This window comes from Cumulibacter manganitolerans, assembly GCF_009602465.1.
GTDB lineage: Bacteria > Actinomycetota > Actinomycetes > Mycobacteriales > Antricoccaceae > Cumulibacter > Cumulibacter manganitolerans.
Map to the genome: position 1 here is coordinate 81,227 of NZ_WBKP01000007.1, position 24,103 is coordinate 105,329.

General features: G+C 71.9%; 23 protein-coding genes. 5 read left to right on the forward strand and 18 right to left on the reverse strand.

What is annotated here, in order from left to right; all coding sequences use genetic code 11:
• Window positions 1-11: 11 nt before the first annotated feature.
• Window positions 12-929 carry a 5'-3' exonuclease gene (locus tag F8A92_RS04445; protein WP_153503724.1) on the forward strand — a complete coding sequence of 306 codons (918 nt, stop codon included), beginning with the start codon at window positions 12-14 and terminating at the stop codon, window positions 927-929.
• A 15-nt stretch (window positions 930-944) separates the two neighbouring features.
• On the opposite strand, the gene F8A92_RS04450 is transcribed toward F8A92_RS04445, so the two are convergent.
• The 7 genes from F8A92_RS04450 to F8A92_RS04480 form a co-directional block, all read right to left on the reverse strand.
• Entirely contained in the window at window positions 945-1,832 is an 888-nt protein-coding gene (locus F8A92_RS04450; protein WP_153503726.1) for a DUF4333 domain-containing protein, read from the reverse strand.
• 181 nt (window positions 1,833-2,013) lie between these two features.
• A complete protein-coding gene (locus F8A92_RS04455; RefSeq protein ID WP_153503728.1) occupies window positions 2,014-4,791 on the reverse strand; it encodes a DEAD/DEAH box helicase in 2,778 nt (925 codons plus the stop codon).
• Window positions 4,792-4,812: 21 nt separating this feature from the next.
• On the reverse strand, window positions 4,813-5,763 hold the full coding sequence (tatC, locus tag F8A92_RS04460) for a twin-arginine translocase subunit TatC (RefSeq protein ID WP_228389195.1): 951 nt from the start codon (window positions 5,761-5,763) through the stop codon (window positions 4,813-4,815).
• A gap of 15 nt (window positions 5,764-5,778) precedes the next feature.
• On the reverse strand, window positions 5,779-6,066 hold the full coding sequence (tatA, locus tag F8A92_RS04465; RefSeq protein WP_153503730.1) for a Sec-independent protein translocase subunit TatA: 288 nt from the start codon (window positions 6,064-6,066) through the stop codon (window positions 5,779-5,781).
• 62 nt (window positions 6,067-6,128) lie between these two features.
• Complete coding sequence (locus tag F8A92_RS04470; protein ID WP_153503732.1) at window positions 6,129-6,371, reverse strand: hypothetical protein; 243 nt, start codon at window positions 6,369-6,371, stop codon at window positions 6,129-6,131.
• A 10-nt stretch (window positions 6,372-6,381) separates the two neighbouring features.
• Window positions 6,382-7,350, reverse strand: coding sequence for a helix-turn-helix transcriptional regulator (locus F8A92_RS04475; RefSeq protein ID WP_153503734.1), 969 nt, complete (start codon window positions 7,348-7,350; stop codon window positions 6,382-6,384).
• Window positions 7,350-8,330, reverse strand: coding sequence for a helix-turn-helix transcriptional regulator (locus tag F8A92_RS04480; protein ID WP_153503736.1), 981 nt, complete (start codon window positions 8,328-8,330; stop codon window positions 7,350-7,352). The genes F8A92_RS04475 and F8A92_RS04480 overlap by 1 nt, the downstream gene beginning before the upstream one ends.
• A gap of 62 nt (window positions 8,331-8,392) precedes the next feature.
• On the opposite strand from F8A92_RS04480, the gene F8A92_RS04485 reads away from it, so the two are divergent.
• Complete coding sequence (locus tag F8A92_RS04485) at window positions 8,393-9,502, forward strand: DUF3866 family protein (protein WP_228389196.1); 1,110 nt, start codon at window positions 8,393-8,395, stop codon at window positions 9,500-9,502.
• A gap of 8 nt (window positions 9,503-9,510) precedes the next feature.
• Here F8A92_RS04485 and pafA read toward each other — a convergent pair whose 3' ends face one another.
• From pafA to arc, 6 genes are all read right to left on the reverse strand, one after another.
• Window positions 9,511-10,902, reverse strand: a complete 1,392-nt coding sequence (pafA, locus tag F8A92_RS04490; protein ID WP_153503738.1) for a Pup--protein ligase — start codon at window positions 10,900-10,902, stop codon at window positions 9,511-9,513.
• A complete protein-coding gene (gene prcA, locus F8A92_RS04495) occupies window positions 10,899-11,609 on the reverse strand; it encodes a proteasome subunit alpha (RefSeq protein ID WP_153503739.1) in 711 nt (236 codons plus the stop codon). The genes pafA and prcA overlap by 4 nt, the downstream gene beginning before the upstream one ends.
• A gap of 75 nt (window positions 11,610-11,684) precedes the next feature.
• The gene (gene prcB / locus F8A92_RS04500) at window positions 11,685-12,560 is read right to left on the reverse strand and encodes a proteasome subunit beta (protein ID WP_228389197.1); all 876 of its coding nucleotides are present in this window, start codon (window positions 12,558-12,560) and stop codon (window positions 11,685-11,687) included.
• A gap of 4 nt (window positions 12,561-12,564) precedes the next feature.
• Window positions 12,565-12,765 carry a ubiquitin-like protein Pup gene (locus tag F8A92_RS18900; RefSeq protein WP_228389198.1) on the reverse strand — a complete coding sequence of 67 codons (201 nt, stop codon included), beginning with the start codon at window positions 12,763-12,765 and terminating at the stop codon, window positions 12,565-12,567.
• 34 nt (window positions 12,766-12,799) lie between these two features.
• Window positions 12,800-14,305 (reverse strand): depupylase/deamidase Dop, encoded by a 1,506-nt coding sequence (gene dop, locus F8A92_RS04505; RefSeq protein ID WP_153503743.1) that lies wholly within the window; start codon window positions 14,303-14,305, stop codon window positions 12,800-12,802.
• Window positions 14,305-16,083, reverse strand: coding sequence for a proteasome ATPase (arc, locus tag F8A92_RS04510; protein ID WP_153503744.1), 1,779 nt, complete (start codon window positions 16,081-16,083; stop codon window positions 14,305-14,307). The genes dop and arc overlap by 1 nt, the downstream gene beginning before the upstream one ends.
• Window positions 16,084-16,214: 131 nt before the next feature.
• Between arc and F8A92_RS04515 the strand changes: the two genes are divergently transcribed.
• Complete coding sequence (locus F8A92_RS04515) at window positions 16,215-17,069, forward strand: hypothetical protein (protein ID WP_153503746.1); 855 nt, start codon at window positions 16,215-16,217, stop codon at window positions 17,067-17,069.
• On the opposite strand, the gene F8A92_RS04520 is transcribed toward F8A92_RS04515, so the two are convergent.
• Both F8A92_RS04520 and F8A92_RS04525 read right to left on the reverse strand, forming a co-directional pair.
• Window positions 17,049-18,032, reverse strand: coding sequence for a tRNA (adenine-N1)-methyltransferase (locus tag F8A92_RS04520; RefSeq protein ID WP_228389199.1), 984 nt, complete (start codon window positions 18,030-18,032; stop codon window positions 17,049-17,051). The genes F8A92_RS04515 and F8A92_RS04520 overlap by 21 nt on opposite strands.
• Before the next feature lie 10 nt (window positions 18,033-18,042).
• Window positions 18,043-19,113 carry a site-2 protease family protein gene (locus F8A92_RS04525; protein WP_153503748.1) on the reverse strand — a complete coding sequence of 357 codons (1,071 nt, stop codon included), beginning with the start codon at window positions 19,111-19,113 and terminating at the stop codon, window positions 18,043-18,045.
• 57 nt (window positions 19,114-19,170) lie between these two features.
• Here F8A92_RS04525 and F8A92_RS04530 point away from each other — a divergent pair, with 57 nt between their 5' ends.
• Together F8A92_RS04530 and F8A92_RS04535 are read left to right on the forward strand one after the other, a co-directional pair.
• Window positions 19,171-20,052, forward strand: coding sequence for a RecB family exonuclease (locus tag F8A92_RS04530; RefSeq protein ID WP_228389200.1), 882 nt, complete (start codon window positions 19,171-19,173; stop codon window positions 20,050-20,052).
• A 114-nt stretch (window positions 20,053-20,166) separates the two neighbouring features.
• Entirely contained in the window at window positions 20,167-21,891 is a 1,725-nt protein-coding gene (locus F8A92_RS04535; RefSeq protein ID WP_153503751.1) for an N-acyl-D-amino-acid deacylase family protein, read from the forward strand.
• A 6-nt stretch (window positions 21,892-21,897) separates the two neighbouring features.
• Here the strand turns inward: F8A92_RS04535 and F8A92_RS18905 are convergent, their stop codons facing one another.
• The 3 genes from F8A92_RS18905 to F8A92_RS04555 are packed head-to-tail and all read right to left on the reverse strand — an operon-like array spanning window position 21,898 to window position 24,065.
• Window positions 21,898-22,527 (reverse strand): DUF3349 domain-containing protein, encoded by a 630-nt coding sequence (locus tag F8A92_RS18905; protein ID WP_228389201.1) that lies wholly within the window; start codon window positions 22,525-22,527, stop codon window positions 21,898-21,900.
• A complete protein-coding gene (locus tag F8A92_RS04550; RefSeq protein ID WP_153503753.1) occupies window positions 22,528-22,830 on the reverse strand; it encodes a hypothetical protein in 303 nt (100 codons plus the stop codon).
• Window positions 22,827-24,065: an inorganic phosphate transporter gene (locus F8A92_RS04555; protein ID WP_153503755.1), complete on the reverse strand. Its 1,239-nt coding sequence runs from the start codon at window positions 24,063-24,065 to the stop codon at window positions 22,827-22,829. Before F8A92_RS04555 ends, F8A92_RS04550 begins: the two co-directional genes overlap by 4 nt.
• Window positions 24,066-24,103: the final 38 nt, after the last annotated feature.

Genomic DNA, 24,103 nt, shown 5'->3' on the forward strand with positions numbered 1-24,103 from the left:
GGCTAGGCGGCATGACCACGATGCTGCTGGACTCCGCGAGCCTGTACTACCGCGCCTTCTACGGCGTCCCGGCGACGCTCGCGGCCCCCGACGGCACCCCGAACAACGCGTTGCGCGGCTTCCTGGACATGATCGCGCGGCTGCTCGACAGCTACCGCCCGACGGGCCTGGTCGCCTGCCTCGACAACGACTGGCGCCCGCAGTTCCGCACCGACGCGATCCCGGGCTACAAGGCCCACCGCGTCGGCGACGAGCTGACCGGTGCCGAGGACACCCCGGACGACCTGGCGCCGCAGGTACCGGCGATCCTGGAGACCCTCGCGGCGCTCGGCATCTGCGCGGTCGGCGTCGACGGTACCGAGGCCGACGACGTCATCGGGACCATCGCGGCGACCGGAGGCCCGTACGACGTCGTCACCGGCGACCGCGACCTGTTCCAGGTCATCGACGACGCCCGCGGCGTACGCGTGCTCTACACCGCGCGGGGCATCTCCAACATCGAGGTCGTCGACGACACGGCGCTGCTGGCGAAGTACGGCGTACGGGCCGCCCAGTACGCCGACTTCGCCACGCTGCGCGGCGACACCTCGGACGGGTTGCCCGGCGTGCGGGGGATCGGCGAGAAGAGCGCTGCGGCGTTGCTGGCCCACTACGGCGACATCGAGGCGTTGCGCCGGGCCGCCGTGTCGGGCGAGCCCGGCCCGATGAAGCCCGCGCAGCGCGGCAACCTGGTGGCGGCCGCCGACTACCTGGACGCCGCGCGCGCCGTCGTCGCGGTGCGGCGCGACCTCGACGTGCGGTTCGACCCCACGATCCCGGCGCGGCCGGCGGACGACGAGGTCCTCGCCGAGCTGGCGGCCCGATGGGCCATCGGGTCGTCCATCAAGCGGGTCACCGACGCGCTGGCCGCGACGACCGACCGCCGGTGACCAGCGGGCGGCGGGTCAGTCCTGGCGCGCCCAGGTGTAGGCGCCGTCGTTGTCGGTGATCTGGATCTTGATCGAGGTGCTCTCGCCGTCGGCCTTCGCCGAGCAGGTGTAGGACTTGCCCTTCTCGACGACGAGGTCGTCGTTGCAGGTGAGGTCGGTCAGCTGCTGGTCGTACTCGGACTTGAACTGGCTGCCGACATCACTGGCGACGGCGTCCTGGTCGAGCACCTTCTTGGCGAGCGGACCGAGGGCGAGCCAGGTGCCCAGACCGACGAGCAGGATCACCACGCCGGCCACGATGCCGGCGATGAGGCCCTTGTTGCTCTTCTTCGCCGGCGGGACGCTCCCCCACGGCTGGCCGCCCTGCGGGCCGTACGCCGGAGCGACGCCGTACGACTGATTCGGGTCGTAGCCCTGCTGGCCGTAGGGGTCCTGGCCGTACGCGGGCTGCTGCCCGTACGCCGGCTGCTGGCCGTAGCCCTGCTCGTAGCCGCCCTGGGGCTGGCCGTACTGGTCGTGCCCGTACTGCTGCTGGTTCGGGTCGTAGCCGGGCTGCTGCCCGTAGACCGAGGTGTGCTGGCTGTCGGCCGCCGGGTAGCCGCCGGTCTGCGGGGCCGGCTGACCGCCGGTGGACGGGTACTGCTGGCCGTAGCCCTGCTCGTAGCCGCCCTGCGGCTGGCCGTACTGGTCGTGCCCGTACTGCTGCGCGCCGTACTGCGAGGACCCGTACTGCTGCGAGGACGTCGGATCGCTGTAGGACTGCTCGCCCTGGCCGTAGCCGGCGGGCTGCCCCCACTGCTGGCCGGGCTGGCCGTAGGAGTCCTGCGATGGCACGCCGCCGGTCTGCGGGTTCTGGGACGGGTCGTTGCTCCGGGTGCCGTCGCCATTCGGCGGGTAGGTCATCGTCTGCCTCTTGTTCGTCTCGGTGCTGTCGGCGGCGGGGGTGCCGACGCGATGGGCTCAACATTACCGGTAGCCAGGTGCGCATCTGCGCTGGACGCAGCCGGAAAATAGGTGGTGGTGCGGCATAGCCCCCTAAGACCGCACCACCGCCGGCTAGGACGGCGCAGCGCCCCGGCCGGTTTCATTCCTCCTCGATCTCGTCGTCCTGCTCGGCATTCCAGGTGCCCTCCTCGAGGGGCCGCAGCGGATCGGCGAGCACCCCGCGGCGCATGGCCGAGGCCGCCGCGGCCGCGGTCCGCGGCACGTCTCCGGCGAGGGCCGGGTCGAGCCGGGCCACCTGCTCCAGCACGTCGAGCACCTGACGGCACCAGCGGACGAAGTCCCCCGGCGAGATCTCGAAGCCGGCGCGGGCCAGGTTCGAGAGCACCACGGCGAGCGAGTCACCGCTGGCCCACCGGTACGCAGCGAGCGCGAAGCCCGCGTCCGGGCGGCGCACCCGCGGCGCGTCGAGGCGGGCGGCCTGCTCGTCGAGCGTCCCCCACACGGCGAGCATGGCGCCCAGGGCGGCCCGCACCCGCTTCGACCCCACCGGGACGGTCGCGGTGTCGAAGACCTCGCCGGCGCGCGGCTCGTAGAGGGTCGCCGAGACGACGGCGGCGAGGTCCGCGGGCGCGAGCTCGCCCCACAGGCCGTCGCGGAGGCAGTGCGCGATCAGCAGGTCCGACTCGCTCCACAGCCGCGCCAGCAGGCGGCCGGGGGCCGTCACGGTGTCGTCCGCCCCGAGGTAGCCGAGGTCGGTGAGCAGCACGCAGATGCGGTCGAACGTACGCCCGAGGGACGCCGTGCGCCGGTCGAGCCTGCTGGCGAGCCGGTCGCTGTCCCGCCACGCGCGCCGCGACTCCTCGAGGTCACGGACGTGCTGCTCGCGGTCGGGGCAGGAGTGCACCGGGTGCTCGCGCAGGCGGCTGCGCAGCTCGGCGAGCTCCGCGTCGTCGACGGCGGTCCCACGGCGCCGCTCGGGACGCGGCAGGTCGCGGGCCATCCGAGCCAGGTTCGCCGCCAGGTCGCGGCGCGCCTGCGCCGAGCGGTGGTTGAACGACTTGTTCACCTTCATCCGACCGATGGGCTCGATGCGGTCGTGGAACGCCGCGGTCTCGATGCGGCCGGCCCACCGGTCCTCGGTGAGCGCGACGAGCCGCGGCTGCGGGGCGCCGGCCAGCTCGAGGACCACGGCGACACCGCGGTGCCGCCCGCTCGGGATGTCGATGATGTCGCCGCGGCGCAGCCGCCGGAGTGAGGAGTCGACGTCCGCCCGGCGCGCTGCCTTGCGCTCCTTCGTCGCGCCGCGCTCGAGGTCGCTGATCGCCAGGCGGAGGTCGGCGTACTCGCGGACGTCGCCGCGGTCGCAGTGCACCTCCGCCTGCCGTGAGCGTGCCTCCTGCTGCGCCTGCTCGCGGCGCTGCGCGAGGCCGACCGACGCGCGGTCGACCTGGTACTGCGCGAACGAGCGATCCAGCAGCGCCTTGCTCTCACGACGTCCGAGCTGCCCGACGAGGTTGACGGCCATGTTGTACGACGGGCGGAACGAGCTGTTCAGGGGGAAGGTGCGGGTGGTGGCCAGGCTGGCTACCTCGGCCGGGGTGATGTCGGGGCTCCACAGCGTCACCGCGTGCCCCTCGACGTCGATACCGCGGCGCCCGGCCCGGCCGGTGAGCTGGGTGTACTCCCCCGGCGTCAGCCGCACGTGGCTCTCGCCGTTGTACTTCACCAGCCGTTCCAGCACGACGCTGCGGGCCGGCATGTTGATGCCCAGCGCGAGCGTCTCGGTGGCGAAGACCACCCTGCACAGACCGCGCACGAACAAGTCCTCGACGGTCTCCTTGAACGCCGGGATCAGCCCGGCGTGGTGCGCCGCGTAGCCGTGCTCGAGCGCGTCGAGCCATTCCCAGAAGCCGAGGACCTCGAGGTCGGCCTCCGTCAGCTCGCTGGTGTGCCGCATCGCCGTGCGCCGCACCTCCTCGCGTTCACGGTCGTCGAGCAGCCGGACGCCGGAGCGCCGGCACTGCTCCAGGGCGGCGTCGCACCCCACCCGGCTGAAGATGAAGTAGATCGCCGGCAGCAGCCCCTGCCGGTCGAGCTTCTCGACCACGTCGGTGCGTCGCTGGAGGCGCCAGCCGCCGCCGCGCGGGCCGCGGGGGCCGCCGCGGCCCGCGCCGCTGCCGATCCGCTGCGCCTGCTGGCGGCTGGCCCGCTCGAGGTCCGGGTTCACCAGCCGCTTGCGGGAGTTCTCGGCGAGCAGGTCGTAGAGCCGGTTGCCGAGCATCATGTGCTGCCACAGCGGCACCGGGCGGTCCTCGGTGACGACGATGTCGGTGTTGCCGCGGACGGTGTGCAGCCAGGCGCCGAACTCCTCCGCGTTGCTGACCGTCGCCGACAGCGAGGCGAGCTGCACCCGCTCGGGCAGGTGGATGATCACCTCCTCCCAGACCGCGCCGCGGAACCGGTCGGCGAGATAGTGCACCTCGTCCATCACCACGAAGCCGAGCCGGTCGACCGTGTCGCTCCCGACGTACAGCATGTTGCGCAGCACCTCGGTGGTCATGACGAGCACCGGCGCGTGCGGGTTGATCGAGTTGTCGCCGGTCAGCAGGCCCACCTTCGCGCTGCCGTAGCGGCGGGTCAGCTCGGCGTACTTCTGGTTGGACAGCGCCTTGATCGGCGCGGTGTAGGCGCAGCCCTGCCCGCGGGCCAGCGCGAGGTGGACCGCGAACTCGCCCACCACGGTCTTCCCGGCGCCGGTCGGGGCGCAGACCAGCACCCCGTGCCCGTCCTCGAGCGACTGGCAGGCCATCAGCTGGAACTCGTCGAGCTCGAACGGCAGCAGCGCGGTGAACTCGACGAGGCGCGGATAGCGGCTGCGGTGGGCGGCTCGCGAATAGGCCGCAGCGGGGCTGTCCATGAGCCGAGCCTACCGAGGCGGTCAGTCCTCCGAGCGGTCCAGGCGCGACGGGCCCGGCACCGGCTCCGGTGGAGCGACCTCGTCGGGGTCCTCGCCGAGCGCGGACGGCGAGGTGTCGAGCGGCGACGGCGCGTCGTCGGACAGGTCGCCGTACCCGCTCTGCGCCTCGCGTGCGGCGACCCGCGCGTCGTGCACGCGGGCGAACTGGATCGCTCCCTCGAACAGCAGCACCATCGGCAACGCCATCGCCAGCATGGAGAAGGGATCCTGGGTCGGCGTGATGACCGCCGCGAACACGAACGTCAGGAACATCAGCCAGCGGCGCGAGCGGCTCAGCAGTCCGTAGTGCAGCACCCCGACGAGGTTGAGCATCACGATCAGCAGCGGGAGCTCGAAGCTCACGCCGAACACGAAGATGATCATGACGACGAAGTTCAGGTACTCGGGCGCGGTCAGCGCCGCCGAGACGCCGTCACCGGCGAGGGTCAGCAGGACCTGCAGGCCGGCCTTGAGGGTGAACCAGGCGCAGACCGTGCCGAGCGCGAACAGCACGCTGGACGCCGAGACGAACGAGATGGCCCAGCGGCGCTCGTTCTTGTGCAGCCCCGGCGTGACGAACGCCCAGAGCTGGTAGAGCCAGAACGGCGCGGAGATGATCGCTCCGGCCAGCAGCGCGACCTTCAGGCGCAGCAGCAGACCCCCGGCGGGGTCGAGGAACAGCAGCGTGCAGCCCTGTCCGTCCTTGGTCCAGCGCAGGTCGGACGGCAGCGCGCAGTACGGCTCCTTCAGGAAGCTGAGCAGGCCGTGGTCGTACCAGATGAACCCGATCACCGCGCCGAGGACCACGGCGATGAGCGCCTTGAAGATACGCGAGCGCAGCTCGGTGAGGTGCTCGATGACCGACATCGAGCCGTCGTCGGTCTTGGGCGGCTTGGTCGACTTGGACCGACGCGCCGGAAGATGAACCGCCACGGTGCGGAGCGGTCGCTAGGAGGCCGACGTGGGCGGCGTCTGGTTCGGACGCGGGGTGGGCTGGGCGCTGCCGGGGGCCGGCGGCACCTGGTTCACCGGCCGAGCCGGGGGCTCGATCGGAGCGCGCACCGTCTGCGCCTCCGCCCGAGTGGCGACGTCGTCGTCCTTCATGCCCTGCATCTCACCCTTGAAGATGCGCAGCGAGCGACCGACCGCGCGGGTCGCGTCGGGAAGCTTCTTGTATCCGAAGAGAGCGAAGATCAGGATCGCGATGATCGCAATCTCCATGGGGCCGAGGTTCATGGCAATCCTTCAGGTCTCGAGGGCTCGGCGTCCAGTGTAGGCGCCGGGCGGCCCGGTGGAGGCTAGCCCCGATCACGCACAGTGTGTTCTTCGCCCACGCTCAACCTGCGCACGGGCGCCGGCCGGATCGAGGGCACCTGCACGTCGGCGAGGGTGCGCACCACGCCGAGGGCGGGAGCGGTCTGCCGCTCGGCAGCGGTGACGGCGGCCTCGAACCGGGCCACGCGACCGCGCAGGTCGAACACCAGCACGCCCACCAGGCCGAGGGCGAGCACCAGGACGCCGACGCAGATCCACAACACCATGGCGGCCAGTCTAGGACGCCGCGCCGCGGTACCGCTCCAGCGCGGCCCGGCTGCGCGCGGCGACCCGCGCGGCCGCATCGGCGACCGCGGGGTCGGAGTACGACGCGAGGCCGTCGGGGCCGAGCTGGGTGACCAGCCGGTCGAGGGTCTCGGGGCTGATCAGCAACCGGACCTCGGCCCCGCCGTCCGGGCGGTCGCGCACCGACTCGGTGTCGTAGTACTCGGTGACCCAGCGCCCGGCCCGCGTCAGCTCGAGGGTGACCTCGACGTCTCCCTCGCTCGGCGTGTACACGCCCTCGGAGAGGTCGCGCTCGGGCGCCTCGTGGCGCTGCAGCGGCTCGTCGAGGGCCGCCAGGTCGCCGATGCGGTCCAGGCGGAACGTGCGGACCGCCTCGGCGCGCCGGCACCACGCCTCGAGGTAGTCGACGCCGTCCACCCGGAACAGCCGGATCGGGTCGACGACGCGGCTGCCGACCTCGTCGCGGGACGCCGTCCAGTAGTCGATCCGCACGGCGCGCTCGGCACCCAATGCCGCGCGCAGCAGCTCCGCGGACTCCGAGGCCGGCTCGGCCTCCACCGTGACCGGGGAGGCGACCCGCGAGCCGACGGCGCCCTCGAGCTTGGCCAGGGCGCTGAGGATCGCGTCGTGGCTGACCGTGCCGGGGCTCTGCGCGAGGGCGCGCAGCGCGATCACCAGCGAGCTGGCCTCCGCCGCGGTGAGCTGCAGGGGGCGCACCATCCCGGCGTTCTCGGTGATCGAGACGCGATCGCCGTCGTACACCACCTCGATCAAGTCGCCCATCCCCTGCCCGGGCAGGCCGCAGTACGACAGCGTATCGAGGTCGCGGCGGATCTGCGCCGGCGTGGTGCCCAGCTCGCTCGCGAGGTCGCCCAGCGGCGTGCCCGGGTGCGTCAGCAGGAACGGCACCAGCAGGCTCATCCGGCGCAGCTGCTCGCGCTGGTTGCCTATCCCGCCCATCACGCCACCGTCCCGTCGCCCATCGCGGCCAGCTGCTCGAGCCGGCGGACGACGGCCGCGCGCGCCTCGGGCGGCGACAGCACCTCCACCTGGTCGGCGTACGGCGTGACGATCCCGGCCAGCGACCACACGTCGCGTGCGGAGATCGCGATCCGGTCGGCGTCGGCCGGCTGCTCGACGCCGCGAGCCAGCCGCCGCAGACCCGGCGCGTCGGTGCCGTGCAGCGCGATGACCGCGCGCAGCGGCTGGCTGAACTCGGGGCCGCCGACGGCCGCCGACAGCCGCAGGTCCGCCGGGCGCTCGAACGCCCCGTCGGGGCCGTCCGCCGCGACGTCCCCGACGATCCTGGACAGCCGGAACACCCGCTGCTCGCCGCGGTCGACATCGTGCCCCACGACGTACCACCGGGCCTTCCACGAGACCAGGCCCCACGGCTGCACGTGCCGGCGCGAGACCGGCGGGTCGCTGGTGCGCGAGCGGTAGTCGAAGCGGACCTCGCGGCGGTCGGTCGCGGCCTCCAGCAGCACGTCGAACGACGGGTCGGAGCCGCGCAGCTGCGGGTGCCACTGGCTGCCGGCCGGCGCCTCGATCGCCACGCCCCCGGCGCGCAGCTTCCGGACCGCGCCCTGCGTCTCGGACGCGAACTGGGCGCTTCGCCACCAGTCGGCGGCCAGCGCGACGGCGGTCGCCTCGGGCGGCGTCAGCGAGATGTCCGGGAGGGTGTTGTCGCGGCCCTTGATGCGGTAGCCCGGCACGGTGTCGGAGAAGGAGTTCGTGCCGGTCTCGATCACCACCCCGAGCTCGCGCAGGTCCTCCTTGTCGCGCTCGAACTTCCGCTCGAACGCCGCCTGGCCCTTGTCCGAGTAGTCCCGCCCGTACGCCACGACGGCACGGCGGATCCGCTCAGCCGTCAGGAACTGCCGCGTGGACATGAGGCAGATAAGCAGGTTGAGCAGGCGTTCGTTCTTCGCGCTCGACACGTAGCCCACCCTATCGGCCGCGCGGAGCGGCGGCGGCACGCCGAGCCGATAGGGTGTGGCGAATGCAGACCGGGGATGCTGAGCAGTCGTTGGTGCGGTGGCGCGAGGCGCGGGTCGACGGCCTCGGTAAGGCGTGGCGCGGCGCCCAGGAGCTCCGGCTGACCGTGCGCGGCCGGCACGGCGAGCCGGACAGCCAGGCACGCGGTCTGGCCTACCCAGCGCTCGTCGGCCACCCCGCGGAGGGCGACCGCGTGCTGGTGAACACCACCGCGCTCGCGATGGGCCTCGGCACCGGCGGGTACGCCGTCGTCATCGCCAACCTCGACCGGCTGCCGGCCGACCGGGAGGGTCCCGGCCACCTGGTGAAGATGCGCTACAGCCCGCTGCAGGCCACCGTGCTCGGCGTGGACGAGCAGGACTCCCCCCATCACGCGGCGATCGCCGCTCGCGAGTCGGTCGAGGGGATGCCGGTGGTCGTGGCGGACCTGCACTCGGCGCTGCCGGCGATCGTCGCCGGCGTGCACGCCGACCGTCCGGCCGCCCGGATCGCCTACGTGTGGAGCGACGGCGGCGCGCTCCCCGCCTGGTTCTCGCGCACCGTCGCCGACCTCGGCGACCGGCTGTGCGGCACGGTCACCGTGGGCCAGGCGGTCGGCGGCGATCTGGAGGCGGTCACCGTGCACAGCGGTCTGATCGCGGCCCGCGAGGTGCTCCGCGCCGATCTGGCGATCGTCGCGCAGGGTCCCGGGAACCTCGGGACGGGGACGCCGTGGGGCTTCTCCGGCGTGGCCGCCGGTGAGGCGCTGAACGCGGCCGACGCGGTCGGTGGCCGGCCGGTCGCGGCGCTGCGGGTCTCCGACGCGGACCCCCGCGGACGGCACGTCGGCGTCTCGCACCACTCCACGACCGCGTTCTTCAAGGTCGGGCTCGTCGCCTGCGACGTCCCGCTGCCCGAGGCCCTGCCGGAGGCGCTGCAGCGTGCCGTGGACGACGACCTGAGCGGGCTGCCGCCGCGCGCCGTCCGGCATCGCGTCGCGATCGACGGGCTCGACGACGCGCTGCGTGCGCTGCCGGTACGGCTCTCGACGATGGGCCGTGGGCTGGACGAGGATTACGCCTACTTCCTGGTCAACGCCGCGGCAGGCCGCTTCGCGGCCGGGCTGCTGGACTAGGCGCTCGCTCAGAGCGGCCGGGGTGCGGCCTGGCGCATCGTCTCGATGAGCCGGTCGACCCGCTCGTCGACGCTCTTGAACGGGTCGCGGCACAGGATGGTGCGGGCCGCCTGGTCGTTGAGCTTGAGGTGCACCCAGTCGACGGTGAAGTCGCGCCGCAGCTCCTGGGCCGCCCGGACGAACTCGCCGCGCAGCCGGGCGCGGGTGGTCTGCGGCGGGATGTCCTGCGCGGCGTCCACCTCCTCGTCGGTGCTGACGCGCTCGGCCAGCCCCTTGGCCTCGAGCACCGGGAACAGCCCGCGGCCGCGCTTGATGTCGTGGTAGGCCAGGTCCAGCTGCAGGACGCGGGGGTCGTCCAGGTCCAGCCCGTGCCGCGCGCAGTAGCGGTCGACGAGGGCCTTCTTGATGGCCCAGTCGATGCTGCGGCTGATCGACGAGTGGTCCTTGGACTCGATCGCCTCGAGGGTGCGCCGCCACAGCCGGACCGCCGTGCGGTGCTCGGGATCGACGTCGTGCTCGGCGCAGTACCGCTCGGCGCGCTCGAGGTAGCCGCGCTGGATCTCCAGCGCGGTGCTCGTGCGGCCGTTCGCGAGCCGGATCGGCGCCGTGCCGTCGAGGTCCTTCGAGATGTCGCGGATGGCGCGGATCGGGTTGTCGATGGCCACGTCGGGGAAGCCGACGCCGTCCTCGATCATCCGCAGCACCAGATCACACGACGCCACCTTCAGCAGCGTGGTCGTCTCGCTGCAGTTGGAGTCGCCGACGATCACATGCAGCCGCCGGTACTTCTCGGCGTCCGCGTGCGGCTCGTCGCGGGTGTTGATGATCGGGCGGGAGCGGGTGGTGGCGCTGGAGACGCCTTCCCACACGTGCTCGGCGCGCTGGCTGAAGGCGTAGATCGTGCCCTTGGCGGTCTGCAGCACCTTGCCGGCGCCGCAGATGATCTGCCGGGTCAGCAGGAACGGCACCAGGGTCTCGGTGATCTTCGACAGCTCGCGGCCGCGGGTCACCAGGTAGTTCTCGTGGCACCCGTAGGCGTTGCCGGCCGAGTCGGTGTTGTTCTTGAACAGGTAGATCTGGCCCTCGATGCCCTCGGCGGCGAGCTTCTGCTCGGCCTCGCGCATGAGGCCCTCGAGGATCCGTTCGCCGGCCCGGTCGTGCACCACCAGGTCGTGTACGTTGTCGCACTCGGCGGTCGCGTACTCGGGGTGCGAGCCGACGTCGAGGTACAGCCGCGAGCCGTTGGCCAGGAACACGTTCGAGGACCGGCCCCAGGCCACCACGCGGCGGAACAGGTAGCGCGCCACCTCGTCCGGAGACAGCCGGCGCTGGCCCTGGAAGGTGAAGGTGACGCCGTACTCGGTCTCGATGCCGAAGATCCGCCGCGGGAGGCTGGTCACTCGGCGCCCGCCTGCGTGCTGCCGAGGATCTCGTCGACCTGCGCCGCGGTCAGCCGGCGGAACGCGCGGCCGGGCCGCCCGCGCTCGAGGATGGCGATCTCGAGGTTGGTCGAGGGGATGCCGCGGGGCTGCCCGTCGGCGCCGCTGGAGAGCGCCTCGACGGCGACCCGGATGGCGGCCTCGGGCTCGAGGCCGTCGGCGTACTTCTCCCGCAGCGCGGCGCTGACCGCGTCCGACTGCCCACCCATCACCACGAACCCGGGCTCGTCGACGACGGACCCGTCGAAGGTGAGGCGGTAGAGCTGGTCCTGCCCGGGCGCGTCGCCGACCTCGGCCACGCAGATCTCGACCTCGAACGGCTTGAGCTGCTCGCTGAAGATGCTGCCGAGGGTCTGCGCATAGGCGTTGGCCAGCCCGCGGCCGGTCACGTCGCGCCGGTCGTAGGCGTAGCCGCGGGTGTCGGCGTACCGGATCCCGGCCTGGCGCAGGTTCTCGAACTCGTTGTAGCGGCCCACGGCGGCGAAGCCGATCCGGTCGTAGATCTCGCCGACCTTGTGCAGCGTGGACGACGGGTTCTCGGCGATGAGCACCACCCCGCCGGTCGCGGACAGGACGGCGACGGAGCGGCCCCGCGCGATGCCCTTGCGGGCGTACTCGGTCTTGTCCCGCATGATCTGCTCGGCACTGGCGTACATCGGCATGCTCATAGTGGCTGCGCGCTCCTTAGCTGCGTGAGTCGGCTGCGGCGGGCAGCGGTAGGTACATCGGCATGCTCATCGCGGCTACCTCCCCGATCCCTGTGGTGTGTGGCTGGAGACCGAGCGGTCGCGGCGCAGGCGGCCGGTGCGCGCGGCGAGGATGTCGTCGCAGATCGCCTCGATCTCGGGATCCGAGACCCGGCGGACGCCGTCGGCGTTGATCACCATGCAGATCGGGAACAGCCCGCGGGTGAGGTCGGGGCCGCCGGTGGCGGTGTCGTCGTCCGCGGCGTCGTAGAGCGATTCGACGAGCGCGTGCACCACGCCGGCCTCGTCGAGGTCCTTGTCCCAGAGCTTCTTCAGGGCACTCTTGGCGAACATCGACCCCGAGCCGATGGCGTGGAAGAGCTGCTCCTCGTAGCAGCCGCCGGTCACGTCGTAGCTGAAGATGCGGCCGGCGTCCGCGGGCTGGCGGTGCTGGTCGAACCCGACGTAGAGCGGGAGGACGGCCAGGCCCTGCAGCGCGATGGACAGGTTGCCCTTCAGCATCGCGGCCAGCCGGTTGGCCTTGCCGTCGAGGGAGAGCGTCGCTCCCTCGATCTTCTCGTAGTGCTCGAGCTCGATCTGGAACAGCCGGACCATGTCGAGGGCGATACCGGCCGCGCCGGCGATCCCGATCGCGCTGTGCGCGTCGGCCGAGTAGACCTTCTCGATGTCGCGCTGCGCCACGAGATTGCCCATCGTCGCCCGGCGGTCACCACCGATGACGACGCCGCCCTCGTAGGTGGCGGCGACGATGGTCGTGCCGTGCGGGGCGTCGATCCCGACCGTGCCCGGGGGCAGCGGACGTCGTCCGGGCAGCAGGTCGGGCTGGGTGCGCCCGAGCAGCTCGGTGAACGAGGAGCCGCCTTCGTTCAGGTACGGCGCGGGCAGGCCGCCGTGCAGGTTGTCGCGGGGCACGGGGCTACTGTCCGCCCTTCTGCACGAACTGCTTGACGAACTCCTCGGCGTTGGACTCCAGGACGCCGTCGATCTCGTCGAGGATGGAGTCGAGGTCGTCGGACATCTGCTGGTGCGCCTGCGCGGCGCCGGGGGCCGGGGCCGCGGCGTCGTCGGGCTCACCGTCGCCGCCGGGGCGCTGGCGCTCGACATTCTCCTGTGCCATGTCCTGCTCCTTCTGTCGTGGTGCGATCGGGACGCTACGGTGCCGCCGCGAGCCGGTCGACCAGGTCGCCGGCGTCGCGTGATGCATCGAGCAGCTCGGCGACGTGGGCGTGGGTGCCGCGCAGCGGTTCCATCATCGGCACCCGAACATATCCTGGCTTGCCGGTGTCCAGCACGATGCTGTCCCAGGACGCGGCCGCGACGTCGAGCCCGAACCGGCGGATGCACTCGCCGCGGAAGTACGCACGGGTGTCGGTGGGTGGGGTCGACATGGCCCGCTGCACGTCGGCCTCGGTGAGCAGCGTTTGCATCGCGCCGCGGTGCACCAGCCGGTTGTACAGGCCCTTGTCGAGGCGGACGTCGGAGTACTGCAGGTCGACCAGCGCCACCCGCGGGCTCGCCCAGCCGAGCGCGTCGCGGTTCTTGTAGGCCTCGAGCAGCCGGAGCTTGGCCACCCAGTCGAGGCGGTCGGCGAGCAGCATCGGGTCGCGCTCGAGCGCGTCGAGGGCGCCGCGCCACGCGGTGAGCACCTCGGCGGTCTGCGGGTCGAGGTCGTCGCGCATGAACTGCTCTGCGGCCTCGAGGTAGCCGCGCTGGATCTCGATCGCGGTCAGCCGGCGCCCGTCGGTGAGCTCGAGCCGGCCGCTGAGCTGCCAGTCGTGCGAGACCGCGTGGATGGCCGGCACCGGGTCGCGCAGGGCCAGCCCGCGCGGGGCGACGCCGTGCTCGATCATCGCCAGCACCAGCGCCGTCGTGCCGAGCTTCAGGAAGGTCGAGATCTCCGAGAGGTTCGCGTCGCCGACGATCACGTGCAGCCGTCGATATTTCGACGCGGTCGCGTGCGGCTCGTCGCGGGTGTTGATGATCGGTCGCTTGAGCGTCGTCTCGAGCCCGACCTCGGCCTCGAAGAAGTCGGCCCGCTGGGAGAGCTGGAAGCCGGGCTTGGTGCCGTCCTGGCCGATCCCGACCCGCCCGGCTCCGCAGAACACCTGCCGGGTCACGAAGAACGGGGTGAGGTAGTCGATCAGGTCGTCGAACGGTGTCGAGCGGCGCACGAGGTAGTTCTCGTGCGTGCCGTACGACGCGCCCTTGTTGTCGGTGTTGTTCTTGTAGAGCGTGACCTGTGGGTTGCCCGGCACGCTGCCGAGCCGGCGCGCGGCCTCCTCGACGACCCGCTCCCCCGCCTTGTCCCACAGCACCGCGTCGCGGGGCGTCGTGACCTCCGGCGCGGAGTACTCGGGGTGCGCGTGGTCGACGTACAGCCGGGCGCCGTTCGTCAGCACGACGTTCGAGAGGTAGGGATCGTCGGCGAGGTCCGTCCCGTTGTGGTCGAGCGCGTCGGAGGCGTTGACGTGGTAGCCGCGGGCGTCCGCCAGCGGGTCCTCGCCGACGAAGTCCCACAGCGGACGCCGGCGGGGCGTGTCGCTGGCGGCGTACGCATCGACCAGCTGCGCCGACAGCACCATGGGGTTGGCGGTGGGGTCTCCCGGGACGCTGATGCCGTACTCGACCTCGGTCCCGATGACGCGATGCACGCTCATCAGAGGTATTGGCCCGTTCCGTGCATCGTCTCGATCGCCTCGCCCGGGTTCTTGGACTTGTTCGAGATCAGGGTGCGGATGTAGACGATCCGCTCCCCCTTCTTGCCCGAGATCCGCGCCCAGTCGTCGGGGTTGGTGGTGTTGGGTAGGTCCTCGTTCTCGGTGAACTCGTCGAAGACGCTCGTCATCAGGTGCCCGACGCGCAGCCCTCGGGAGCCGGTGAGCAGGTAGTCCTTGATGGCGAGCTTCTTGGCCCGGTCGACGATGTTCTGGATCATCGCGCCGGAGTTGAAGTCCTTGAAGTACATGATCTGCTTCTCGCCGTTGGCGTACGTGACCTCGAGGAACTGGTTGGTCTCGGTCTCTGCGTACATCCGTTCGACGACCGCCTGGATCATGCCCTCGACGGTGGCCTGCCGGTCACCGCCGTGCTCGGCGAGGTCGTCCTCGTTGATCGGCAGGTCGGCGGTGAGGTACTTGGAGAAGATGTCCGCGGCCGCCTCGGCGTCCGGCCGTTCGATCTTGATCTTCACGTCGAGGCGGCCGGGCCGCAGGATCGCGGGGTCGATCATGTCCTCGCGGTTGGAGGCGCCGATCACGATCACGTTCTCCAGCCCCTCGACGCCGTCGATCTCGGCGAGCAGCTGCGGGACGATCGTGGTCTCGACGTCGGAGCTCACGCCGGTCCCCCGGGTGCGGAAGATCGACTCCATCTCGTCGAAGAACACGATGACCGGCGTCCCGTCGTTGGCCTTCTCGCGGGCCCGGCCGAAGATGGTGCGGATGTGCCGCTCGGTCTCGCCCACGAACTTGTTCAGCAGCTCGGGGCCCTTGATGTTCAGGAAGTAGGAGCGCGCCAGCTTGTCGTTGTCCGGCTCGTCGCCGGCGGACACCCGGGCCGCGTGGATCTGCTTGGCGAGTGAGTTGGCGACCGCCTTGGCGATCAGCGTCTTGCCGCACCCGGGCGGGCCGTACAGCAGCACCCCCTTGGGCGGCCGGAGGTGGTGCTCGGCGTACAGCTCGGCGTGCAGGAACGGCATCTCGACCGCATCCTGGATCAGCTCGATCTGGCCCTGCAGGCCCCCGATGTCGCTGTAGGAGATGTCCGGGACCTCCTCGAGCACGAGGTCCTCGACGTCGCTCTTGGGGATCCGCTCGTAGATGTACGCCGACTTGCTCTCCATGAGCACGCTGTCGCCGATGCGCAGGCTGCCGTCGGTGAGCGGATCGGCGAGGTAGCAGACCCGCTGCTCGTCGGTGTGCGTCGCGACCAGGGCCCGCTCGGGACGGTCGTGCTCGTCGGTGAGGATCTCCTTCACGGCGACGACCTCGCCGGCGCGGTCGTAGCCGACGACGTCCACGACGTTGAGCGCCTCGTTCAGGATCACCTCGCAGCCGCGCTGCAGCACGGCCTGGTCGATCTCCGGCGAGATGCCGACGCGCAGCTTGCGGCCGGCGCTGAGGATGTCGACGGTGTCGTCGTCGTGGTGGCGCAGGAACACCGCGAACCCGTTGGGCGGGGCGGCGAGCCGGTCGATCTCCTCGCGGAGGTGGGCGAGCTGCTCCTTCGCATCGCGCAGGGTGCCGACCAGCTTGTCGTTGCGCTCGGCGAGCGCCTGGGCGCGTTGCTGCGACTCGACCAGCCGTTCGGACACCAGCCGAGAGGACGCCGGACCCGCCGCGATCTTCGTGCGCAACCGGTCGATCTCCTGCTGCAGCAGGCGGACCTGGGTGGCGGACGAATCTCCGGGGGTGCTCGAGGGAGTCTGCTCGCTCATCACCCCACTGTATAGCGGGGCGGGCCGGGCGCGGGCGGTCCCGCGCCTGGGACCGATGTGACGGATGAATACTCCTGAGGCATCGGAGTGGCGACCCGGCAACGGCGCTGCCTGCGCTTACGGTGACAGGTATGTATAGAGCCCGTTCTCTCGCCTCCGCGGTGGTGGCGACCCTGGCCACCGGCGCGGCCCTGTCCACCGCCGTGTGGGCCGGCGCCGTCCTCGCCGCCCGGGGCACCAGCCAGTCGATCCTTCCCACCCTCCTGACCACCGGCAGCTTCTCCGGGCTCGAGTGGCCGTTCCGCGCGGACCGGCCCGGCACCCCGGTGCACGTGGCGTTCTACGTCGCCGTGGCCGCCGCGGCCGTCGTCACCGGTCTGGTGACGCTGCTCGCGGTGCGGCGCGGCTCGCCGCGGAACGGGGCCGCGGCGCTGCTCGGCACCTGGTTCGGCACCGTCCTGGGCTGTCTGGTCGCGGCCGTCGCCGTCTACTACATCCGCCTCGACGCGCTCGCCGCGAACGCCGGCGCCCGCAACGAGGTGCTGGCCGGCTTGCTCGGCCGGTTCGCCTTCGGCGGGATGGTCCTCGGGCTGGTGCCGGCGTTGCTGTCGTGGGTGGCGTTCAAGATCGCCAACCGCAGTCGCGCCGCGGCGTACACCGAGGCGATGGATCTGGCCGACGGGCGCAACGTCGACGAGAACCCGTTCGACCTGGCACCCGGGTCGATCTCGCAGAGCCGTCCGGTCGAGCCGGGCTTCACCTACCCATCCGGTGACGGCTCGCACGACGGGTCCTACCGCGACGCGGACCTGCCGCCGTCCGAGCGGCGTACCGGCACCATGACGTTCAGTGACGTGACCGACGCGACCGGGGAGGACTTCTCCGACGCCGGCCGCGACGATCTCGGCACGCACGTAGACGACTACGGCGTCCGCCCGAAGACGCCTGCCGAGCAGGCCCCGGAGCTACGGAAGACGGGGTCGTAGCCGCTTCTGCGCCGGCGTCTCGCGGTCGGTCCCGACGGGTTCGGGATCGACCGCGTTCGCGTGTGCGAACGGGTTCTGCGGCGCCTCGTCGACCGACTGCCCGGCCTCGGCGGCCCGCGCCGTGGTCGGCTTGCGGTGCCGGGCCGGTGGGACGACGCCGTCGGAGAGTCGCCGCGCGGTGACCAGGAACGCGGTGTGCGCGATCATCCGGTGATCGGGGCGCACCGCGAGGCCCACGACGTGCCACGGCCGCACCAGGCACTCCCAGGACGACGGCTCGGTGAACGAGCCGTGCGCGCGCAGTTCCTCGACGAGCCGGGACAGCTGCGGGACGGTGGCCACGTAGCCGATCAGCACGCCGCCGGGGCGCAGCCGGGCGGCCACGGCGGCGAGCGGCTCCCACGGCGCCAGCATGTCCAGGATGACCCGGTCGAACGTCTCCTCGCCGGCGCCGACGTCCGCGAGGTCACCGACCCGCAGTGTCCAGTTCGCCGGCCGCTCGCCGAAGAACGTCTCGACGTTCTGCACGGCGACGACGGCGTGGTCCTGGCGGATCTCGTACGAGGTGACCGAGCCGGCCGGGCCGACGGCGCGCAGCAGGGAGCACGTGAGCGCGCCCGATCCGGCCCCCGCCTCCAGGACGCGTGCACCCGGGTGGATGTCGCCCATCGCGACGATCTGCGCGGCGTCCTTCGGGTAGATCACCTGCGCCCCGCGCGGCATCGAGAGCACATAGTCGGCCAGCAGCGGCCGCAGCGCGAGGTACGGCGTCCCGTCGGTGGACTTCACGACCACGCCTTCGGGTCCCCCGATCAGCGCGTCGTGCGCGATCGCCCCGCGGTGGGTGTGGAACTCCTTGCCGGCCTCGAGGGTGAGCGTGTGCATCCGTCCCTTGGGATCGGTCAGCTGTACCCGCTCTCCGACATGGAGGGGATTGATGGTCTCGGGAGCGGCGTCAGTCACTCGGTCAAGGCTACCGGTCGCGCAGCGCCGCTTCGCCGGTGATGCCCAGCGGCGTCCCGTCGGCGGCGACGACGGCATACCAGGGGTCATCGTGCTCGCGGACCACCGCCAGCAGGTCGAGCGCGCTCGCCGTCTCGGCGAGGATCCGGTGCGGGGGCAGCACGGTCGCGAGCGCACCGAGCGTTCCCGCGTCGTCCGCCGCTGACCGGTCGACGTACCCGAGGCCGTCGGCGGTCCGCACCAGCACCAGCGGGGTGCGCGCCGCCGCCAGCGCGGACGCCGGCAGCGCGCCGTCCAGGACGTCGATCGCGGTCAGGCGACCGACGAGCGGGATGGCGGCGAGGGCCCGCTCGCGGCGGGACTCGTCCCGGCTGCGGGCGGCCATCGACCACAGGGACGCCGACATGACGGCCAGGATCAGCACCCAGGGGATCTCGTGCACCGGATCGGGGGCGCCGAGGACTCGCCACACCGCCCATCCCGCCAACGCCGCCGCGATGCCCTGGCCGACGTACGACGCGATGCCGACGGCGCGGGCGCGATCCCCCGTCAGCCGCCACAGCACACCGACCGCGACCCGGCCGCCGTCGAGCGGCAGCCCGGGCAGCAGGTTGAAGGCCGCGATCGCCAGGTTGGCCAGCGTGACCGCCGAGACGAACATCCCGGCCACGCCGGACAGGCCGAGGTTCGCGCCGGAGCCGGTGAGGATGCCGATGCCGCCGGGCACGCCGAGCGCGATCGACACCGCCGGACCCGCAGCCGCGACGACGAGCTCGCGCTCGGGCGAGTCGTCGGCGCTGCGGATCGACGTCGCGCCGCCGAGGAAGCCCACCTCGACGCGCTCGACCTCGCAGCCGGTCAGCCGCGCGGCGGCGACGTGCCCGAGCTCGTGCAGCAGCACCGAGAGCCCCCACATCAGCGCGAGGGCGGCAGCCGTGCCGACGGCGGCGGCGGGGTTGAGCCAGTCGTCCAGCCGCTGGGTGTACAGCGGGACGATCACGGCCACGAACAGCAGCCACGACCAGGTGACGTAGATCGGCGCGCCGAGGAAGCGCGCGACGCGCAGGGCATGGGGTGGCACGACGGCCATGCTAGTTCCCCGGCGAGAAGTGTCGGTCCGCTCGCCTACCCTGTGCACGTGCCTCAGATACCAGCCGAAGCCCCCGAGCGCGCCGTCACCGGCTCGTTGTCGCCGTCGCGCGCGGCCGACTTCAAGACCTGCCCCCTGCTCTACCGCTTCCGCAGCGTCGACCGGCTCCCGGAGGCGCCGTCCTCCGCTGCGGTCCGCGGCACCGTCGTGCACGCGGTGCTGGAGCGGATGTTCGACCTGCCGCGGGCGCAGCGCACGCCGTCGACCGCCCGCGACATGGTCGAGCCGGCCTGGGAGCAGATCGCCGAGGCCGAGCCCGAGCTGCGCGCGTTGTTCGACGCCGACCACGACGGCACCGCCCAGGCCACCTGGCTGGCGTCGGCCCGCGATCTGGTGAGCACCTACTTCGAGCTGGAGGATCCGCGCGGCTTCGACCCCACCGGTCGTGAGCTGCTGGTGGAGACCGTCCTCGACGACGGGCTGCTGCTGCGCGGCTACGTCGACCGGCTCGACACCGCGCCCGACGGCCAGGTCCGGGTGGTCGACTACAAGACCGGCGCGTCGCCGCGGGAGGCCTTCGAGGGCAAGGCGCTGTTCCAGATGAAGTTCTATGCGCTGGTCCTGTGGCGCACCACCGGCACGATCCCCGCGCAGCTGAAGCTCATGTACCTCTCCGACCGTGACGAGCTGCGCTACTGCCCCGACCAGCACGAGCTCGAGCGGCTCGAGCGGCAGCTCGCGGCGCTCTGGGCGGCGATCGAGAAGTCGCTGGCCGCGCGCGAGTTCCGGCCGAACCCGAGCAAGCTGTGCAACTGGTGCGACCACAAGGCGCTGTGCCCGGCGTACGGCGGCACGCCGCCGCCGTTTCCCGACGAGCACGCGCTGAGCTTCACCATCAACCGGCGCACCGAGAACCCCACCGCCGACTGAGCCGCCTCGCCGTCGTCCCGCCGGATAATTGAGCGATCGCTACATATGTGCGATAGTGCGCACACGTCAGCAGCACCGGTGGCCGGGCCACCGCACTCTCATCCAGGGGGAAACATGGCCGAGTTCGACCTCGTGGTCCGCGGCGGCACCGTCGTCGACGGATCGGGCGCGGAGGGCTTCAGCGGCGACGTCGCGGTCTCCGGCGGACGGATCGTGGAGACCGGCACGGTCTCCGGCCGGGGCAGGCGGGAGATCGACGTCGACGGGGCGGTCGTCGCGCCCGGGTTCGTCGACATCCACACCCACTTCGACGGCCAGGCGACCTGGGACAGCTATCTGCAGCCGACCTCGTGGCACGGCGTCACGACCGCCGTGATGGGCAACTGCGGGGTCGGCTTCGCGCCGGCCGTGCCGGCCGACCACCAGCGGCTGATCAGGCTGATGGAGGGCGTCGAGGACATTCCGGGCGTGGCGCTCACCGAGGGGCTGGCGTGGGACTGGGAGAGCTTCCCCGAGTTCCTCGACGCGCTGGAGCGCAACCCGCACGACGTCGACTTCGCGACCCAGGTGCCGCACGCGGCGCTGCGGGTGCGCGCGATGGGCAGCCGCGCGGCCTCGCACGAGATCGCCACCGGTGAAGAGGTCGCGATGATGGCGAAGCTCGCCGCCGAGGCCATCGAGGCGGGCGCGCTGGGCTTCTCCACCTCGCGCACGCTGAACCACAAGAGCAGCGACGGCGAGCTCACCCCGTCGTACCGCGCCGGCGTCGACGAGCTCGTGGCGATCGCCCGGGCCATCGGTGAGACCGGCACCGGCGTGCTGCAGCTCGTCTCGGACCTGCCGGTGAAGGACCAGTCCGAGTTCGAGCTCGTCACCAGGATGCTGGAGGCCTCGCGGCGTCCGATGTCGATCTCGCTGGCTCAGGGCGGCCCGAATCCCGACCGCTACAAGTCGATCCTGGCGTTCATCACCGAGATGAACGAGCGGGGGCACACCTTGCGCGGCCAGGCGGGCGCCCGGGCGATCGGCATCATCCTCGGGCTGGAGTGCACGCTGCACCCGTTCATGATGAACCCCGTCTTCAAGGAGATCGCGCACCTGCCCATCGCGGAGCAGGCCGCCCGGATGTCGGATCCGGCGATGAAGTCCCGGATGCTCGCGGCCCAGACCGCCGAGAAGGACCCGAACATCATCGGCGGGGAGCTGATCGACTTCTACAGCCACATGGTGTACCTGGCCGACCCGCCGGACTACGAGCCGGACCTGCGGACCCAGTCCCTGGCCAACCGGGCCTTCGCCGAGAACCGGACGCCCGAGGACATCGCCTACGACATCATGGTCGAGGACGAGGGGCGTGGAAAGCTCTACGCTCCCCTGCTCAACTACGGCCACGGCAACCTCGACGCGGTCCGCGAGATGCTGGCGCACCCGCACACCGTCCCCGGGCTGTCGGACGGCGGCGCGCACGTCGGAACCATCTGCGACGGCAGCTTCCCCACCACGCTGCTGCAGTACTGGGTCCGCGACCGCCCGCACGGCCGCCTCAGCCTGCCGTTCGTGATCGCCCGTCAGGCGCGCGCCACCGCCGAGGCGGTCGGCCTGCTGGATCGGGGCCTGCTGCGGCCGGGCTACAAGGCCGACCTCAACGTCATCGACATGGACGCTCTGCACCTGCACCGGCCCACCGTGCGCTTCGACCTGCCCGCGGGCGGCCGCCGCCTGCTGCAGCGCGCCGATGGCTATCGGCACACGTTCGTCAGCGGCGTGGAGGTCTACCACGACGGCGAGGCGACCGGCGAGCTCCCGGGCAAGCTGGTCCGCGGGGCCCAGTCCGTCTGAGCCGCGTCACTGCGGGACGTCGAGCTCGCTGTCCCCGAGCTGCTCGCGCACCCGCCGCAGGTCCGGCTCGGACGGCATCTCGTCCGTGACCCGCACGATGGCGGCGCCGATGTCGGTGCGATCGGCGGGGATCGTGCCGTCGGCGACGAGCAGCTCCACGACGTCACGCACGTCGTCGTCGCTGAGCCGGCGCCGCAGCAGCGCGATCAGCGGAATGTAGTCCTGCTGCGGGACACCGGCCGGGTAGCCCTTCTTGAGCCAGGCCGTGACGCGGGTGAGCAGGCCGTCCTTGGCGTCCGCGTCGGCGTCGGGCTGCTCGGCCTGGCGGTGCATCGCCGCGCTGCCGGCCAGCGGCCAGCCGCCCGCAGCGAGCCGCGCGGACACCCGCGCGATGTCGTCGGCGCTCGCGTTCTGGAAGGTGCGCTCGGAGATCACCCGCTCGATGTCCTCGCGGCCGATCGCCGCCTTGCCCTGCTCGGCGTAACGGCCCAGGGCGTCGACGATCTGGTCGAGCTCGGTGGTCGTCAGCTGCCGGTGCAGGATGCCCAGCAGGGCGACGTAGTCGCCGCGCGGTACCCCGTTCGGGTAGCCGGCGCGCAGCCAGCCGAGGATCCGGGTCAGGAGGTTGTCGGCCATCTAGTGCCCCTTGTCCTGCACGACCGGGAGCACGCCGTGGAAGACGACCTCCTTGCCGAAGCCCGAGGCCACGATCATGGCGATGCCGAGCGCCACCGCCCCGAGGACGACCAGGAAGCAGGCGATCCCGATCAGCCGCCCGATCGGGTGCGGACGCTGCTCGCCGGTCTCGGCCGCTCCGCCGGCTCCGTAGGCCATCGCGCGTACGCCGAGGGCGAAGATCAGCGGGAGACCCGCGCCGAACAGCAGGCCGGCCAGCAGCACCTTCCAGGCGCCTTCGAGGGCGAAGCCGAGATTGCTCACGATGCGACCTTCCGGGTGTTGGCGCCGAGGGCGGCGCCGTCCGGCGGGACGGTCGCGCTCCCCCACGCGTCGTTGACGTTGCCCGCGTCGACCGGGGCCTTGCGGGAATGCCGGTACAGGTATGCCGACAGGGCGGCGAGCAGTCCGAAGACGACGAGCGGGCCCGCCAGCCCGCCGATCAGGTGGCCGATCCACCACATCAGCGCCCCGACGACGGCCGCGGCCGGCAGGGTGATCAGCCAGGCGGCCACCATCCGCCCGGCGACGCCCCATCGCACCTCGGCACCCTTCCTGCCGATGCCGGTGCCGAGGATCGATCCCGTCGCGACATGCGTCGTCGACAGCGCGAAGCCGAGGTGGCTCGAGGCGAGGATCGTGGCCGCCGAGGCGCTCTCCGCGGCCATCCCCTGGGGCGCGGAGATCTCGACGAGCCCCTTGCCGAGCGTGCGGATGATCCGCCAGCCGCCGAGATAGGTGCCCAGTGCGATGGCGAGGGCGCACGCGATCTTGACCCACAGCGGCACGCTGCCGGTGTCCGACCACTCGTGGGTGGCCAGCAGCGCGAGCGTGATGACGCCCATCGTCTTCTGCGCGTCGTTGGTGCCGTGCGCCAGCGAGACGAGCGAGGCGGAGCCGATCTGTCCCCAGCGGAAGCCCCGCTCGCGGTACCGCTCGGAGACTCCCTCGGTCACCCGGTGGATCAGCCAGGTCGCGACCGCGGAGATGGCGACGGCGATCAGCGGGGACAGGAACGCCGGCAGGATGACCTTGCCGACGACTCCGTCGAGCTTGGTGCCATCGCCTGACCAGTTCACGCCGCCCAGCCCGAGACCGGCGATGGCGGCTCCGATCAGCCCGCCGAACAGCGCGTGCGAGGAGCTGGACGGCAGCCCGAGCAGCCAGGTCAGCAGGTTCCACACGATGCCGCCGCACAGGCCGGCCAGGACGATCAGCAGCAGCGCGTGCCCGCCGTCCGCGAGGAACTCGCTCCGGGGCGCGCCGTCCTTGCCCTGGATCTTGATCACCGCGTTGGTGACCGTCAGCGCGACCTCGACCGATAGGAACGCGCCGACCAGGTTGAGCACCGCCGACAGAGCGACGGCCACCTTCGGCGCCAGCGCGCCGGTGGCGATCGACGTCGCCATCGCGTTGCCGGTGTCGTGGAAGCCGTTGGTGAAGTCGAATCCGAGAGCGGTGATGACCACCAGCGCCAGAATGATCAGTTCCGTCGTCACGCTCAACAGTCTGGGCGCCGCGCACGGGTGCCGGAAGG